The organism is Membranihabitans marinus, assembly GCF_019802045.1.
GTDB classification, from domain to species: domain Bacteria; phylum Bacteroidota; class Bacteroidia; order Chitinophagales; family Saprospiraceae; genus Membranihabitans; species Membranihabitans marinus_A.
In genome coordinates, this window is sequence record NZ_JAHVHU010000016.1 from 1 (window position 1) to 14,595 (window position 14,595).

The window sequence follows — 14,595 nt, forward strand, 5'->3', positions numbered from 1 at the left end:
GAAGTGGCTGGAATAAAATTTATAACCAATTGTACATTTATTTTGAAGATCGAATAAAATAAATCATTTTTGAAACTATTGATTCCCTATGATTCATACACAAAATTCTGCATAGGCTCCTTCTCTTTCCGAACCGCCAAATCCACAGCTGGTGGTATATCTCTGTATGGGCATGTCCTGGATCTCTCTCCGTTGTGTCACGCTCTGGTTACTGGTTGTTGCGGATGCTACGGACGCCGATTAGGTATTATGATATGAATTTCTTCCATAGACTTCGTATCTTGCATGAATATGTGGCCTACCCTAGTTAGACTTCCAAAATGATATTCGAACTCTTTAAGGAAAATATTGACTTCAATAGTTACTTCATTAACCAGTTAACTCTATCGTCAACTCTTTTGGGGCTTTTAATTGCAACTGGAACATTCATTCTGCAAAGCGGTTTTTCCTCTTTTAAATACAGTCGGTCAATGTTCTTAAAATATTATGTTAGGTTATCAAAAATCCTTTTTTTACTGCTGGCATACAACATAATAATGTCCTTGGTTTACCTATATTTTCGAACTTCTGAGATAGGTGCTTTTTATCTTCATATCTTTTTTAGTGCGGTGTTCATTAAGTATATTTTAGATTTCTATTCACATAAAGGATACATTTTTACCATTTTCTCGACTACAAAGTTCAATCCCAGAAAAAGTAGATTTAGAAAGTACCTGAGGTATGTTTTTAATCTTGGATTATCCCAAATGGTTTTCATTTTGATCATTTTGACAATTATCATTTATTACCCGATCAGTTTAGGCAAGCTTGGAGGGTTTTCACCTATTCAGGGATTTGCATCTACGCTTATAGCTTTTATATTTATTGTCATTGCAATTATCCGATTATTGCCGCAGTTTTTTTACTTTTCTGAACAAGAATATATGCACAAGGAAAATCACGAGCTTTCGAAAGAATTTGAAACCGACATTTCAAAGGAACTCATCATCCTGAAAGAAACTCTAATAAAAAATGGACGCGATGAATTATTGACACGGCAGCAATTTGATGCTCTAAATGGCGAAATACTGGTTAAACTAACCGATAAAAAAGAAGAAGCTTTTTTTGTAATTAACATTTGGACAAAGTCCTCAGATATTGAAATGATTGTTCGTGAATTAGAAAGATATTCATACGAATTCTTTAATGATCTAAATGGACTTCATATTGATATTAACTCGTTCGTTCTCTCATATTTCGTCCAAATTGAAGGTGTAGAATCACCTGCAAATTATTTCGTCAGATCCAAAAGAACCGAACTGAATGAACTATTGAGAAATGTTTCTAATCCAAAAGAGTTTATTGAACAGTTAAAGAACAAGGTGATCGATGAACTTTTTCGGAGTGTATAAAAAGCAGCTAACAATGAAACCCAGTGGTATGGACAAGTCCTGTCCATACGCAGTATGGGAGTACTCTTTCCTGGCTTTGACACGGACAAGGTTTGGTTGTTATGGACGCTCAACAGCGGCTTTATCTCATTTTTCTCCAGAACGTGTGCCACCTCAACGGAATTCTTCGTATCTTGTTGAAATACAATACATATCCAAGGGAGTTTGTGCCTACATGTGAAACGACAGACAATAGACTGTGAAATTTAGTCCATACATATACGAACCTAACAAAAGTATTGATGTCTACAAGGAATCAGAAAAATTCTTTGAGGCCAATCCGAAAATAAAACAACGCATCGAAGAATTAGGTTGGGTTTATCATACTGTTGGAATGATTATTCCTCAAAATTCTGAAAATTTATGGTCAGGTCATTATTTACCATTTAAGGATTCCTGGGAAGAACTTCATGTGTCATTCACACAAGTTTGCTTCGGACTTTACAAACAAGCATTTGTTTCATTAAGAAGTGGATTAGAATTAGGGATGTTATCAGTTTATTTTAACATCAATGATGATGGTCATAATGCTGTTAAAACATGGCTTGACTCAAAAGCTGATACACCAAGAACCAAAAATATTTGGAAAATATTAAGACAAAATAATAACATTAAAAAGTTTGATGAAAAGCACAACTTGAAGCAAGTACATAAAGACCTTGGTTATCTTCATAACTATGTGCATACCAAAGGGGCCAAGCATTCCAACAGAATGGGATTACTGAAAAATAATTTTCAGACTTTTGAAGAAAAGTTAATTTCAAAATGGTTGAAATCGTACGCAGAAATAATTTCATTAGTCAGTACTCTTCACCTTTTAAAATATCCTATTTCAGTCATTCGATTTGATTACAGTAAAAAATTTGGGATAGACATCCCAGGTTTTGGAGGCCTGGAAGAATATAACATTGATAAAATCGCTTCAATATTGCCCGACAAATACTTGGAAGATATTGAACTTTTAGCCAATGAAGATCCATCAACACAAGAGACCATTAAAGAAATCAGCTCATTTCCTGATATGACGGATGAACAAGTAGAAGAACAAATAATCAACTTAGAAAAAATGTTGATTGAAGATGGGGAGGGATTTACAAAGTGGTTGGAGAATCAAGAAAGATTTCTCAAATCACCAGGACAAAGTGAATTTGACGAGAAGATGAACAAAAGAATTGAATTGCTAAGGCAATGGGCGACTGAAAATGACTTTTTAGAGTCAAAAGCAAAAAGGCTTGGGTGGGAAAGGTGATACTTGACATAAAATAAACATTATTACATAATATCGCCTATAGCAAATACGGGTTGATTACTTTTACGTTTTCTTGTTTCACTAAACGACCAATTTCTTAAAATCAATGACCGAAAACCAGCAAGCACGACAGAAACTTCAGGATGAACTCCGAAAACTATTCCAGTTTGATGTGTCTGATCTCGATTTTGGAATTTACCGTATTCTAAACCGCAAAAAAGACCAGATCGAGCAATTTATTGAAAAGGATCTACTCGATGCGATAAAAGAGGGGTTAAAAGAATATCAGCAGCAGGACGCTTCACAGCTTGATGCTATTAAGCAACAGATTATTGAAAACCTTTCGGATGATGCTTTTGACAAGCAGGGTAAATTGGTGAAATATGAGAATACCAGGCTCGGTAAAGATTATCTGGAAGCCTTCGAAAAAGCGGGGAAAGAGGAAATTGGAGCAGATACCGAAAAGAAGATTTACAACGACCTGTTCACCTTTTTCTCGCGGTATTACGATAATGGTGATTTCCTTTCCAAGCGTCGCATTAGTACCAGAGATTCCAAATATGCTGTGCCGTATAATGGGGAAGAAGTATTGCTGCACTGGGCCAATAAAGATCAGTACTATATTAAATCAGGGGAACAGTTTACCAGCTTTAAGTTTGATCTGGATGGAAGTGATAAATCGGTATGGTTTAAGGTGGCTCAGGCAGAAACGGAAAAGGATAATGTAAAGGAGGAAGAAGCTCGTTCTTTTGTGCTCCGTCCGCAAAACCCCATTGAGGTTGATGGGGATGAGCTCACCCTTTGGTTTGAATATCGTCCCCTTGCGCATGAAGAAGAAGCACGATGGCTGAACCTGTATAAAAAGGTGGAGAATCCCCGCAAAACGGTGGATCGCTCTGTACTGTGCATAGCTTACAATGAGTTTGTTCTAAACGAAGTAGGTAAAGAATGGCGAGTTCTTTTGTCGCGTATTCCAATAAACAAAGACCGGTCCATTCTGTACCAAAAGCTAAACCACTATACCGGTAAAAACACCACCGATTATTTTATCCATAAAAACCTGAAGTCTTTTCTGGAGCGGGAGCTGGAGTATTATCTGAAAAACGAGGTGATACGGGTAGATGACGTTATAGCTGACCAAAGCCAGCAGGCGATGGAAGTGGCTTTAACCCGAGCAAAAGTAGTGCGACATATTGGTCAAGAGATCATTGCTTTTCTCAGCCAGATTGAAAACTTCCAAAAAAAGTTGTTTGAGAAGCGAAAGTTTGTGGTGGATACCCACTACTGCTTTACGCTGGATATGGTTCCGGAGGAGGTATACGACACCATTTTAGAAAATGACGAACAGTTACAATCCTGGGAAGAGCTGTATGCAATGGAAAAATGGGGTGGTGAATTGGAATGGGATGGGGAATGGACGATACCATTTATGAAAGAGCATCCCTATATGATGGTAGATACCCGGTTTTTTGATGAAGATTTTAAATACAGGCTTCTTGAATCATTTGAAAATCTTACTGATGAGGTAGAGGGTTTGATGATTAATTCTGAAAATTTTCAAGCTTTAAATTTACTTAGAAGCAAATACCAGAATAAAATAAGGTGCACTTATATTGACCCTCCATACAATACTGGTCAGGACGGTTTTAATTATAAAGATAATTATCAGCATTCAAGTTGGCTTTCTTTTTTAAATGATAGGTTTCTCTTAGGTAGAAAATTAAATATGAAGGAAGGTGTCTTTTTAGCTTCTATAGACGATAATGAAGTTAATCGATTTAGAAGTTTATTACAAGAATATTTAGGTGAGGACGGTTTTTTAGGTTCTTTTGTATGGAAAAGAAGAATTACCTCAAGCCTCGCTCAATCTTGGTTGTCTACAGATCATGAGTATGTATTAGTATATTCAAAAGATGCATCTGCTGTTAATATACTTGGTGATGAAAAAGATAAAAGTAAATATAGCAGAGTAGATAAAGATGACAGAAAATATGCAAGTATGCCTCTCACCGTTGGTATGAATAGATATCAACGACCTAATCAGTGGTATGCTTTGATTGATCCCAAGAGTGGAAGCGAGTACTGGCCACCAAAAAATAGGGTCTGGTGTTATTACCCACCCACAATGGAAGAAAAAATAGAGAACGATTATATAATTTGGCCAGATGATTTTCCTGACTCGAGAATGACAGCTCCAAGACTCAAAGCATACGAAGATGAAGCTCAACGGGATAGGAAACCTGTTTCTACATGGATAGGCGAGGTTAGTCAGAAAGAGAATGATGATAATATCACACAGCTCAAAAGTGGACGAAATGAAGAAGGAACAAAGTGGCTAAACAAACTTTTTACAAGAGCTGAAACAGTTTATCCCAAACCGGTTTCATTATTAAAAACCTTGGTAGGGCAATTCGCATATTTAGATCATGATATTATTTTAGATTATTATGCAGGATCTGGAACTACTGGGCATGCTATTTTGGAGCTGAATAAAAAAGATGGAATAAAAAGAAAATATATTTTATTGGAATTTGGTGATTTCTTTGAAGAGATATTAGTAAACAGATTAAAGAAGATTGTGTTTTCGAATAATTGGAAAGAGGGTATTCCTCAAGATAAAGAAGGCCAATCTCACGCTTTCAAATATCATTTTTTAGAATCGTATGAAGATGCTTTGAATAATATTGACTTCAAAAATCCGGAAGACACCCAGCTGGTGATGGAATTTGACGATTACATGCTCCACTATATGCTGGATTTTGAAACGGAAGGCGTAAGTGCCACTCTGCTCAAAGAAGAAGCCTTTGACACGCCCTTTGACTACCAGTTAAACATTCAGCGGGGTCACGGCTCACCTCAATCTGAAACGGTGGATATGGTGGAGACCTTTCACTATCTTATTGGGCTGTGGGTGCAAACCCTGCGTAAGTATGAGCACCAAGACCGGAAGTATGTGGTAAGCAAAGGACAAATTCGGGATGAAGATGCCATTGAAGAGGTGTGCATAATCTGGCGTAAAACGAAAAATTTAAACTTGGAAGAAGAAGCAGAATGGATACAGGAAACCATACTCGACAACCAAACTTTTGACCGTATCTATATCAACGGCCTCAATAAGGTGAAGAATGCAGAACCCACTGAGCTTATATTCCGTGAAAAAATGTTTGAGGAGCTATCATGAAATTCGAGAAACGACTATCACTGACCGGCTACCTTAGAAAAACTTTTGGAGTGTCCGACATTCACGACAAAAGCAGCGTAAAGGCCTACTACAAACGGTTTAAAGAAGATGCCTCCGGATCTGCTTACGACGCCAGCGGAATAAGCAAGGTATGTAACATTCTAAAAATCATTCCCCGTGTTACCATACCGCAGGAAAAGCTGCTGGAATACGACCGTAATATTCGCGTTCATTTGGAAAAGATCAATAAAAACAGGGCAACCAAAGATCAAATCGTATTTAAGTATTTTCAGTTTCTGGCCGGCTTTTATACGGAGTATTATCTCGACCGGGTAACCGATGATAAGACCGCTTTCCTGGACGAACTCAATGCCTTCGTAGCGGAACAAAAGAAAAACAACGCTTCCAAAGTTCAATACACCGAATTTGAGGAATCCGATCTCAAAAAACTGGCGTATTGGATGGCTACCGGCAGCGGTAAAACGCTCATTCTTCATCTTAACTATTATCAGTTTCAGCACTACATGCCACGGTTGGATGAAGCTCCGGATAATATTTTGTTGATCACTCCCAATGCCGGGCTTACGAGCCAACATCAGAAAGAATTGGATAGGAGCGGAATTCCCAATTTGTATTACCTTGATGAAACCGGAGCAATGGGGATCAAACCCGAAAGCATAAAGCTCATCGAAATCACCAAACTGACCGATGAGAAAAAAGGAGATGGAGACAGCATTGAAGTATCCGCTTTTGAAGGGAATAATCTGATTTTTGTGGATGAAGGTCATAAAGGTTCAGGCACCGAAGATTCAAAATGGATGGCCCGGAGAAAAGCTATTTCCGAGGACGGATTTACCTTTGAATACAGCGCTACCTTTGGTCAGTCCCTAAACAAAGCGGCCGCTTCAGTTCAGGATGAATACGGAAAAGCGATTGCATTTGATTATGCCTATCCCCGCTTTTATGAAGATGGCTACGGTAAAAATTACCAAATATTAAACCTGAAAAAGAAGCAGCATTTTGATGATACAGATCAGCGTCATGTTTATCTGATGGCGAATCTGCTCAGCTTTTATGAACAGAAATTTGTGTATAAGCAGGACGCAGAGGTCCTTTACAAGACATGGAATCTCCATGATCCTTTGCTCACATTTATTGGTCACAGCGTACAGGCCGGTAAGACGAAATCGAGTCTTGCCATGGATGAAAAACGTACCGTTTCCGATGTGCAGAAAATCGTTTTGTTTTTGAATCTTGTGCTTCAAAATGAAAACGATTGGGTCATAAATATGATTCAGGATTTGTTAAGTGGAAAGTCAGGCATTCCCGGACCGGAAGATTCCGATATTTTTGAGAATAGTTTCACTGTACTCAAAGAAAGATTTACTGACAAGACCACAGAGATTTATGCTGATCTGCTGGAAACGGTCTTCCATGTAAAAGCTTCAGCACCTTTAAAATTGAATAACATTAAATCAGCAGCGGGTGAAATTGGTTTAAGAGCCGGTAACAGTGAGCATTATTTCGGTGTAATTAACATTGGTGAAGACAGTGTGTTTCTACAATTTGTGGAAGAAAATCTCCCGGATTTAATAGTAGAGGAGGGGGACACCTTTCAAGGTTCTCTGTTCCACCAAATCAACAAACAACACGCACCCATAAACATGCTTATTGGTTCCCGGAAATTCATAGAAGGTTGGAGTTCATGGCGGGTAGCCAATATGGGACTCATGAACATTGGGAAAAGTGAAGGTCCTCAAATCATACAGTTGTTTGGTCGGGGTGTTCGTCTGCTCGGAAAAGACCGCAGTCTGATGCGTTCATCAGAGATGACCAATATTCCAAAACCTGATCATATTGAGCTGCTTGAAACGCTTCAGATATTTGGGTTGCAGGCTAACTATATGGAACAGTTCCGTAAATACCTCCGAGAAGAAGGAATTGATGTGGAAGAGCGAGTGAATATCAACCTGAAGATTCAATTTCCAAACTCATTTGAAAACAAAGGGTTATTGGTTATAAAGCCGAAAATCAGAGATGAATTTCAGGATGTGGTAAAACTTGTATTAGACAATGATGAAAAGATCAAACCCAGGATTGATTTAAAAAGCACCATTGAAGTGGAAGCCTCTGGGGATCGTGTGGAAGACCGCCCGGTGGCTGAAGAAACTGAATATACTAAGTTCGTTAGTAGTGACCATTTATCCTTATTGAATTTTGAGCGGTTATACCGGGAAGCATGGCACTATCGAAGCCAAAAAGGTTATCGGAATCTTTCATTCAATGCCAACAACCTAAGAGCCATCCTTGTAGACCGACTGTATGAACTATACTGCGATGAAGATTTACTGAAAATTAATAGCTTTGCTGATATTAAGCGACTGGAAGAAATTTCCCTGATTATCCTTCGTAAATATATGGATAGTTGGTATAAACGAAGGCAACAAGAATGGGAATACACCCAATTGGAATACCACCCTTTTAGGGAGAACGATAAAAATATTCCCAACTATGCGGAGGATAAGCAGGGTTATCAGCTTCGCGTTAAGAAAACCGCTGTTGATAAAATTCAGCAGGAAATTGAAACCTTATTCAGTGATCCGGAAGTCTTTGAGAAGGATGTATTCAAAGATAGAGATGGGAATATACCCCGCATCTATTTTGACCGGCATATTTACCTGCCATTACTCATCGAAGACCAGAAGAATGTGATACAGTCCACACCCCCGGGACTTAATCCTGGCGAGTGGGAATTTTTAAAAGATATGAAGAAGTACTTTCAAAGCCCGGATGCTGAAAAGCTTTTTGAAGGATATGAAATATTTGTATTACGTAATCAGTCCCGTGGGCATGGGATTGGGTTTCTTTTAGATGAAGAGCGTTATTTCCCTGACTTTATCGTATGGGTTAAAAATGAGGATAAACAGCACATTTGCTTCATAGACCCGAAAGGTCTTCAGCACCAGATCAATGTGAAGGAAAATAATAAAGTACAGTTCTCAAAAGATATAAAGACTTACGAAAAGCAGCTCAATGAGAAACGAGGAAATGATCAGGTTCAACTTCATTCGTTTATTATCTCCCAAACGGATTTGGATGAGGTAAAAAGGAATAATGCCATTCATTCTGTAAGAGAACTGAATAGCATTAATGTTTTCTTCCCGGAGCAGGATGGGTATGTGGACAGCTTATTCAGGAATGTGTTAGGGTACTATAAGGAAAATGCCCGTAACACTTACAGTCTTTAAAAATGGAATTTTTTTTGTGTAATCATTAAACCATTCTGAATGCCAACAAAAGGATAAAAGTTAGTAGACGAGTTAACCGGAGATACCATAGAGTTTCTTGAGACTTCAACAGACACTAACTGAGAAAGAGTGACTATGAAAGTGACACTTATAAGTAAAGAATCAACAATGGATGACCATATTCATATTCTGCAGGATGAATCATTTAAAATATTGTCTGGCAGAATGACTTATTTCTTGGACGGAGAACAATACTATCTAAATGCCGGAGAAGAAGTTGTTTTGCCAAAAAATAAAGCTCATAATCATTATAATGCAGATCATGAACCAGTCGAATTTATTCAAACCATATCACCAGGAATAGACATAGATTATTTTATATAAAATCTATTTGGAATGATTAACGATGGTAAAGTAAGGGTGGAGAATTACCTTTTTTGCAGACTATGGTAACTGGGAAATATTTGGAAAGTCCCTCCAGGCTTGCATCCATCCCTATAGGTCCGCAAAACGTATTGATTAAAAGACTTGGCCCATGGGCCAGACAATTGGGCTATGGAGCCATCTATAAAAAATACACTGGAGTAGAAAAATAATTAAATCCCCGAATAAATTATTAATCCATATATAATATCTGAGAACATTTCAAAGACACAAATTTATTAATCCAAAAATATTTGGTTATGTTTGAAAAAGCCATGCACGGGGTGTTCTGACGATTCAGGACTGAGATCATACCCGAGACTTGATTTGGATAATGCCAACGTAAGGATGCAGTCACTGGAAATAGTTCTTCTTTTTACCTCTACCATCTGCTGATCCAAAACCGTTCCTATCCAATCGAGCGGCATTTAATCACTTTAAATGAATGGAAGCGATGGAGATAAAAAAGCGGGAACAGCAACTCGTTCCTGAGAAAACGGAAACCTGGCAGGGGAGGTCGGAGTGGTTTTTTAACCGAAAGTACACCGACACCTATGAAGAATATTACGAGGGGCCGTACAAACGGGCCGAAATCTGGCAGAAAAAAATATTGGAGCAGCTGATTTCCAAAGACAAGCGAGTAAGTACTCTGCTTGAGTTTGGTTGCGGGACCACCCGGTTTACCCGATGGTGGAAAGATATCGGCATGGAAGCCACAGGGGGCGATATTTCCCCTTTTATGTTGTCTCAGGCCCTCCACCGTTTTGACGGAGATCTGGTCATGGCTGATTCGCATTACCTTCCTTTTAAAGATAATACCTTCGATGCATTGGCTTTTATTACCACCTTTGAATACTACAAGGACCCGGTAAAAGTAATCCAGGAAGCCGCCCGGGTTGGTCGGCACGGAATCATCATGGGTATGATGAACCGAAACACTCCAAAGTTGATTCGACGAAGGACGCAACAACTTTTTGGCCGGAATGAATTTTATGTGACGGCTACTTTTTATACTCCCCAGACCTTGATAAAGATCATAGATGAAGCCCTGGATGGTCGGGATTACACCATTGAATGGAAAGCAACCGGATTGCCCAAGTGGTTTCCAGTACAGAAATGGAACCTTCCCATTGGTGACTTCTTTGGTCTTTACATTCAGTTTAATGACGTATGATGGAAGAACAGACCGGGAAAATAGCGCCCTCGTTTTTTGACCATTACTTACACGGAAAACTGGGTGCAAGCCGAGCCGAAATCAGGGTAGGCCCTCAATTTGGCGTGGATGTATCGGTGATCAATTTACCGAATGGTCAGTCGATGGCTATGGCCAGTGATCCACTTTCGCTGATCCCCACGCTGGGATTGAGAGAGTCGGCCTGGCTGTCGGTTCATTTGACCGCCAATGATATAGCCACTACAAGCCATGCTCCGAGTTACGGGCAGTTTGTACTGAACTTGCCAGCCGGGTTTTCGCAAACGGATTTTGAGACCTACTGGGATTACATTCATCAGTTTTGTCTGGAAGCTGGAATTGCAGTGACCGGTGGTCATACTGGCTTTATCGAAGGCCAAAACTCCACCATTGCCGGAGGAGCAACCTTTGTCGCAATCGCTCCACAAGGTGAACTATTGACTTCCAACGGTGCGGAAAACGGAAATGCGATCCTGGTGACCAAAGGCTGTGCAATTTCTTCCACGGCGATACTGGCTAAAAGTTTTCCGGAAACGGTCAAGAATAAAGCTGGCCTGGAACACTTTCATACTGCGTGTGAGTCATTTTACGATACCTCGGTGCTGGAGGATGCTTTGGTTGCCGCAGATGGTCCCAACCACAATGGGGTGACTGCCATGCACGACGTCACAGAAGGTGGGGTGGTGGGTGCTATTTATGAGATGGCGGTCGCTTCCGGTCATGGAGCTATGATCTATAGTGACGAACTACCTGTTACTGAAACCCAGCAGCAGGTGTGTCGGGTATTTGATCTCGATCCGATTTATTGCATCGGTGCAGGAGCATTGGTTATCACCTGCAAGAAAGCGGCGTCTGATAAGATCAAATTCAAACTAGGATCCAAGGGGATTCTATGTGCTGAGGTGGGGCAGATTACCGGAAAGGATGAGGGGATTGTCATCTCGCAAGAGGATAAATTCTTCCAATTGAACTACCAGGAAAAAGACCCCTACTGGGCGGCCTTTTTTAAAGCTTTAAAATCAGGATGGAAATGAAAAATAGATCAGAAAAGATCAGGCCGGGCATCTATCTGGTCGTCGATCCCTCGATGGATGAACAGAACCTATTAGAAAAGCTTAAGCTTAGCCTGGATAAAGGAATTTCAATGGTTCAGATTTGGGATCACTTCAAAGACGGGGAACAAGTCGAGTCTCTTATCGATGAAATTTGTTCGATGTGCAAGCCATACCACACCCCGGTTTTTATTAACAATCGCTGGGAATATTTGAAGACTACCTCTTTGGATGGAGTCCATTTTGATGTGATTCCGGAGAACATCGATGAAATCAGAAAGGATACGGCCCCCCATGCGTTGTTTGGGTTGACCTGCGAGAATGCATTAGATGATGTTCGTTGGGCGGCTGCACACGATATGGATTACATTTCATTTTGTTCTATGTTTCCCTCTACAAGCGTGAGCCGTTGTGAAATCGTTCGTCCCGGGACCGTCGTGGAAGCTTCCAAAATTTTTGATAAACCGATCTTTTTGGCCGGAGGTATAAATCCAACCAATCTCCGGGAATTAGATCAATTAAAATATGATGGCATTGCCGTGATTTCAGGGATTATGAATTCGGAGGAACCCGGCCTCGCCATCGATGCCTTTCATAAAATCTTAAATTCGTAAACATGCGATTAGAAACAATAAAAAAACTGTGCTGTCCTTTTGATAAGTCAGATCTGACGCTTAGAGTGATCACAAGGGACGATCAAGACCATATTCTGGAGGGTATATTATCCTGTGCTGAATGCAACCGATTGTATCCCATTGTATCCGGAATTCCGATTATGAATCCGGATGAATACCGAAGTTTTGAACTCGAACAACCGATGTTGGATAAATGGGAACATATTCTCCAGCACAAGGAGGAGGAAAAACATAGGCTGGCTAAATAGCCATTGCCCTGATTCATTTCCCAATGCCATGCAGAGCTAGTTGACTTTACCTTGCAGAGTCATTTTTTTATACGGTCATACCATTCCGATATCGACACGCTATCGATATACACTTCCTCCAGTACGGCTTCGCCCGACTTGATCCGCACCAGGGCATAATTAATGGTTGAAGAATCTTTGAGGTTCCCGAGCAAAACTTGTTCCAGGGTGTCGGGGATATTGTCGTTGATGTAGTACCGGTCAAAAGGATAATCAATGTATACCTGGAGTGAGTCTTTGCCAAATGCATGACGCACGGTGGCTTTGACGAAATCATCATCACCGTTTGGCAGACTTGATGTCAATCCACTCACCCGGACAAAATCCTGAGCGTTTTTTTTGAGGAGTACGTAAACAACGTCCCCGCTTTTCCAGGTGTAGTTCGAGTCTGCTTTATAGTGATCCACTGTAAACCGGAGTTGCAGATATTTACCACGAAAAGGGTCTTCCACATCCAAAGGACTCATTTGGAATTTATACTGACGACCCTCAACGGCTATACTGTGTTTTTGGTTGATCATTCGGGTCGGAACAAACCATTGGACACCGACCATCAAGACAAAAAGCAAGAAAAGGATGGTTCTATTTTTCATATTCCAGTTTTTTACGATACATCCGGTAATTGGCAAAGAAAAAACCGCCTCCTACAGCAATGAAGGTCAGCCCACGGAGCAAAAAACTGATATTGGAATCAAAAAAGCGACTAAAAATAAGCACGGTGAAAATGAGTAATCCAAAATTCAACTCCGCAAAGTCAGCATTTTTGTTCCCCTTGCGAATCGTCCATACACCGACCAACAAAATGATCAGGTTGACTAGTATAAACGCATACATCGAGTATAGTCCTGTAAAAAAACAAAGCAAAAACAGCAAATAGACGTAGGCAAATGGCTCATTGAGTATAGCTTTATGCTTTCGTCCCAGAACCATCAATAGAATTGAGGCTGCAATGGTCAATACCGCAGCTATCCAAAATTCAGGGGCCTGGAATACATGATCTGTCGCCTGAATCTTTTCCGGCAAATTTTTCCAATACCACTTAAAACTTAACGTGATCAGCAGAATGGCTGAACCGGTCTGACCGATCATTTGGTATCCATTCTGCAATTTGGTGCAATTCTGAAACACCGAACTTTGACCCGTGATGAAGAAAAGTGCAAACAGACTGAAGTACGCGATGTACATCCACATGCCTTGATCTTGTGTAAACCCACCCAGAATGATGGTGATCGAAAGGGGGACGACCCAATGGTGCAGAATGGTGGTGAAATCATTGTTCCGACTTCGTATCAGATACCCGTAATAGGGGAGGATAAGTAATAGGAGCAGCCCATATAAATAAGGACTGGCTTCTGCTGTGGCGAAGTAGCTGATGTAGCCTGCATACCAGGTAATGCCGGCAATGTACAGTAAAGAAGTTACACTGGAATTTAGGATATAGGCGACAGGAAAAATCAGAAGCATCCAGGTCAGGGACAATGATGAAGCCGGACCCGGAAAGTGGTAAATCTGACTGATGAGAAGCAGACAGGCACCCATCGACATAAATATCCCTACGCCGCTTCCTTCCTGCCATTCGGAATCGCCCCGACGACGCCACAGCGTATATAGACCGGCCAGATGGGCGATAAGTAACGGTAAAAAAGCAATCATCGTTTTGGTGCGAATGGTGAGGTCAACCCAGTTGTAAGCCATGATCAGGATGACGCCCATACTACTCAGCAAAGCACCCAATATGCCGAAAATAACAATCAGCCGACGATTGGCCGTGCCCGGATTTTCTTTGTAATACCTGCGAATTCGCGCGGCCGTTTCCTCTGAGATCACCTCGGACTGAAGCAGTTCATCCAATTCTTTTTTCAGGCTCATTGTATCGTTTTGATTGATATATCTCAGGT

Annotated in this window: 11 protein-coding genes and 1 riboswitch; of the genes, 9 read left to right on the forward strand and 2 right to left on the reverse strand. The window is 40.4% G+C overall.

Translation table 11 applies throughout. The annotated features are described in order from the left end of the window. The first annotated feature begins 758 nt into the window (after window positions 1-758). The 9 genes from KUV50_RS15610 (at window position 759) to KUV50_RS15650 (ending at window position 12,658) form a co-directional block, all read left to right on the forward strand. Window positions 759-1,391, forward strand: a complete 633-nt coding sequence (locus tag KUV50_RS15610) for a hypothetical protein (protein ID WP_222581116.1) — start codon at window positions 759-761, stop codon at window positions 1,389-1,391. Between the two features lie 238 nt (window positions 1,392-1,629). After that, on the forward strand, window positions 1,630-2,679 hold the full coding sequence (locus KUV50_RS15615) for a hypothetical protein (RefSeq protein ID WP_222581117.1): 1,050 nt from the start codon (window positions 1,630-1,632) through the stop codon (window positions 2,677-2,679). A 106-nt stretch (window positions 2,680-2,785) separates the two neighbouring features. Further along, window positions 2,786-5,860, forward strand: a complete 3,075-nt coding sequence (locus tag KUV50_RS15620; RefSeq protein WP_222581118.1) for a site-specific DNA-methyltransferase — start codon at window positions 2,786-2,788, stop codon at window positions 5,858-5,860. Continuing rightward, window positions 5,857-9,108 carry a DEAD/DEAH box helicase family protein gene (locus KUV50_RS15625; protein WP_222581119.1) on the forward strand — a complete coding sequence of 1,084 codons (3,252 nt, stop codon included), beginning with the start codon at window positions 5,857-5,859 and terminating at the stop codon, window positions 9,106-9,108. The genes KUV50_RS15620 and KUV50_RS15625 overlap by 4 nt, the downstream gene beginning before the upstream one ends. A 135-nt stretch (window positions 9,109-9,243) precedes the next feature. Beyond that, window positions 9,244-9,492 (forward strand): cupin domain-containing protein, encoded by a 249-nt coding sequence (locus KUV50_RS15630; RefSeq protein WP_222581120.1) that lies wholly within the window; start codon window positions 9,244-9,246, stop codon window positions 9,490-9,492. 309 nt (window positions 9,493-9,801) lie between these two features. Further along, window positions 9,802-9,897, forward strand: a riboswitch (TPP riboswitch). 88 nt (window positions 9,898-9,985) lie between these two features. Then, window positions 9,986-10,705 (forward strand): class I SAM-dependent methyltransferase, encoded by a 720-nt coding sequence (locus tag KUV50_RS15635; RefSeq protein WP_222581121.1) that lies wholly within the window; start codon window positions 9,986-9,988, stop codon window positions 10,703-10,705. Next, on the forward strand, window positions 10,705-11,757 hold the full coding sequence (locus tag KUV50_RS15640) for an AIR synthase-related protein (RefSeq protein WP_410000065.1): 1,053 nt from the start codon (window positions 10,705-10,707) through the stop codon (window positions 11,755-11,757). Before KUV50_RS15635 ends, KUV50_RS15640 begins: the two co-directional genes overlap by 1 nt. Then, a complete protein-coding gene (locus KUV50_RS15645) occupies window positions 11,754-12,389 on the forward strand; it encodes a thiamine phosphate synthase (protein ID WP_222581123.1) in 636 nt (211 codons plus the stop codon). The genes KUV50_RS15640 and KUV50_RS15645 overlap by 4 nt, the downstream gene beginning before the upstream one ends. A gap of 2 nt (window positions 12,390-12,391) precedes the next feature. Then, complete coding sequence (locus KUV50_RS15650; protein WP_222581124.1) at window positions 12,392-12,658, forward strand: Trm112 family protein; 267 nt, start codon at window positions 12,392-12,394, stop codon at window positions 12,656-12,658. Between the two features lie 59 nt (window positions 12,659-12,717). On the opposite strand, the gene KUV50_RS15655 is transcribed toward KUV50_RS15650, so the two are convergent. Next, the gene (locus KUV50_RS15655) at window positions 12,718-13,290 is read right to left on the reverse strand and encodes a GDYXXLXY domain-containing protein (RefSeq protein WP_222581125.1); all 573 of its coding nucleotides are present in this window, start codon (window positions 13,288-13,290) and stop codon (window positions 12,718-12,720) included. Further along, window positions 13,280-14,566: a DUF2157 domain-containing protein gene (locus tag KUV50_RS15660; protein WP_222581126.1), complete on the reverse strand. Its 1,287-nt coding sequence runs from the start codon at window positions 14,564-14,566 to the stop codon at window positions 13,280-13,282. Before KUV50_RS15660 ends, KUV50_RS15655 begins: the two co-directional genes overlap by 11 nt. Between the last annotated feature and the right edge of the window lie 29 nt (window positions 14,567-14,595).

Coding starts and splice junctions, on each gene's coding strand:
- KUV50_RS15620 (WP_222581118.1), top strand. CDS start 2,786: ATGACCGAAAACCAGCAAGCACGACAGAAACTTCAGGATGAACTCCGA.
- KUV50_RS15625 (WP_222581119.1), top strand. CDS start 5,857: ATGAAATTCGAGAAACGACTATCACTGACCGGCTACCTTAGAAAAACT.
- KUV50_RS15630 (WP_222581120.1), top strand. CDS start 9,244: ATGAAAGTGACACTTATAAGTAAAGAATCAACAATGGATGACCATATT.
- KUV50_RS15635 (WP_222581121.1), top strand. CDS start 9,986: ATGGAGATAAAAAAGCGGGAACAGCAACTCGTTCCTGAGAAAACGGAA.
- KUV50_RS15640 (WP_410000065.1), top strand. CDS start 10,705: ATGGAAGAACAGACCGGGAAAATAGCGCCCTCGTTTTTTGACCATTAC.
- KUV50_RS15645 (WP_222581123.1), top strand. CDS start 11,754: ATGAAAAATAGATCAGAAAAGATCAGGCCGGGCATCTATCTGGTCGTC.
- KUV50_RS15650 (WP_222581124.1), top strand. CDS start 12,392: ATGCGATTAGAAACAATAAAAAAACTGTGCTGTCCTTTTGATAAGTCA.
- KUV50_RS15655 (WP_222581125.1), bottom strand. CDS start 13,290: ATGAAAAATAGAACCATCCTTTTCTTGCTTTTTGTCTTGATGGTCGGT.
- KUV50_RS15660 (WP_222581126.1), bottom strand. CDS start 14,566: ATGAGCCTGAAAAAAGAATTGGATGAACTGCTTCAGTCCGAGGTGATC.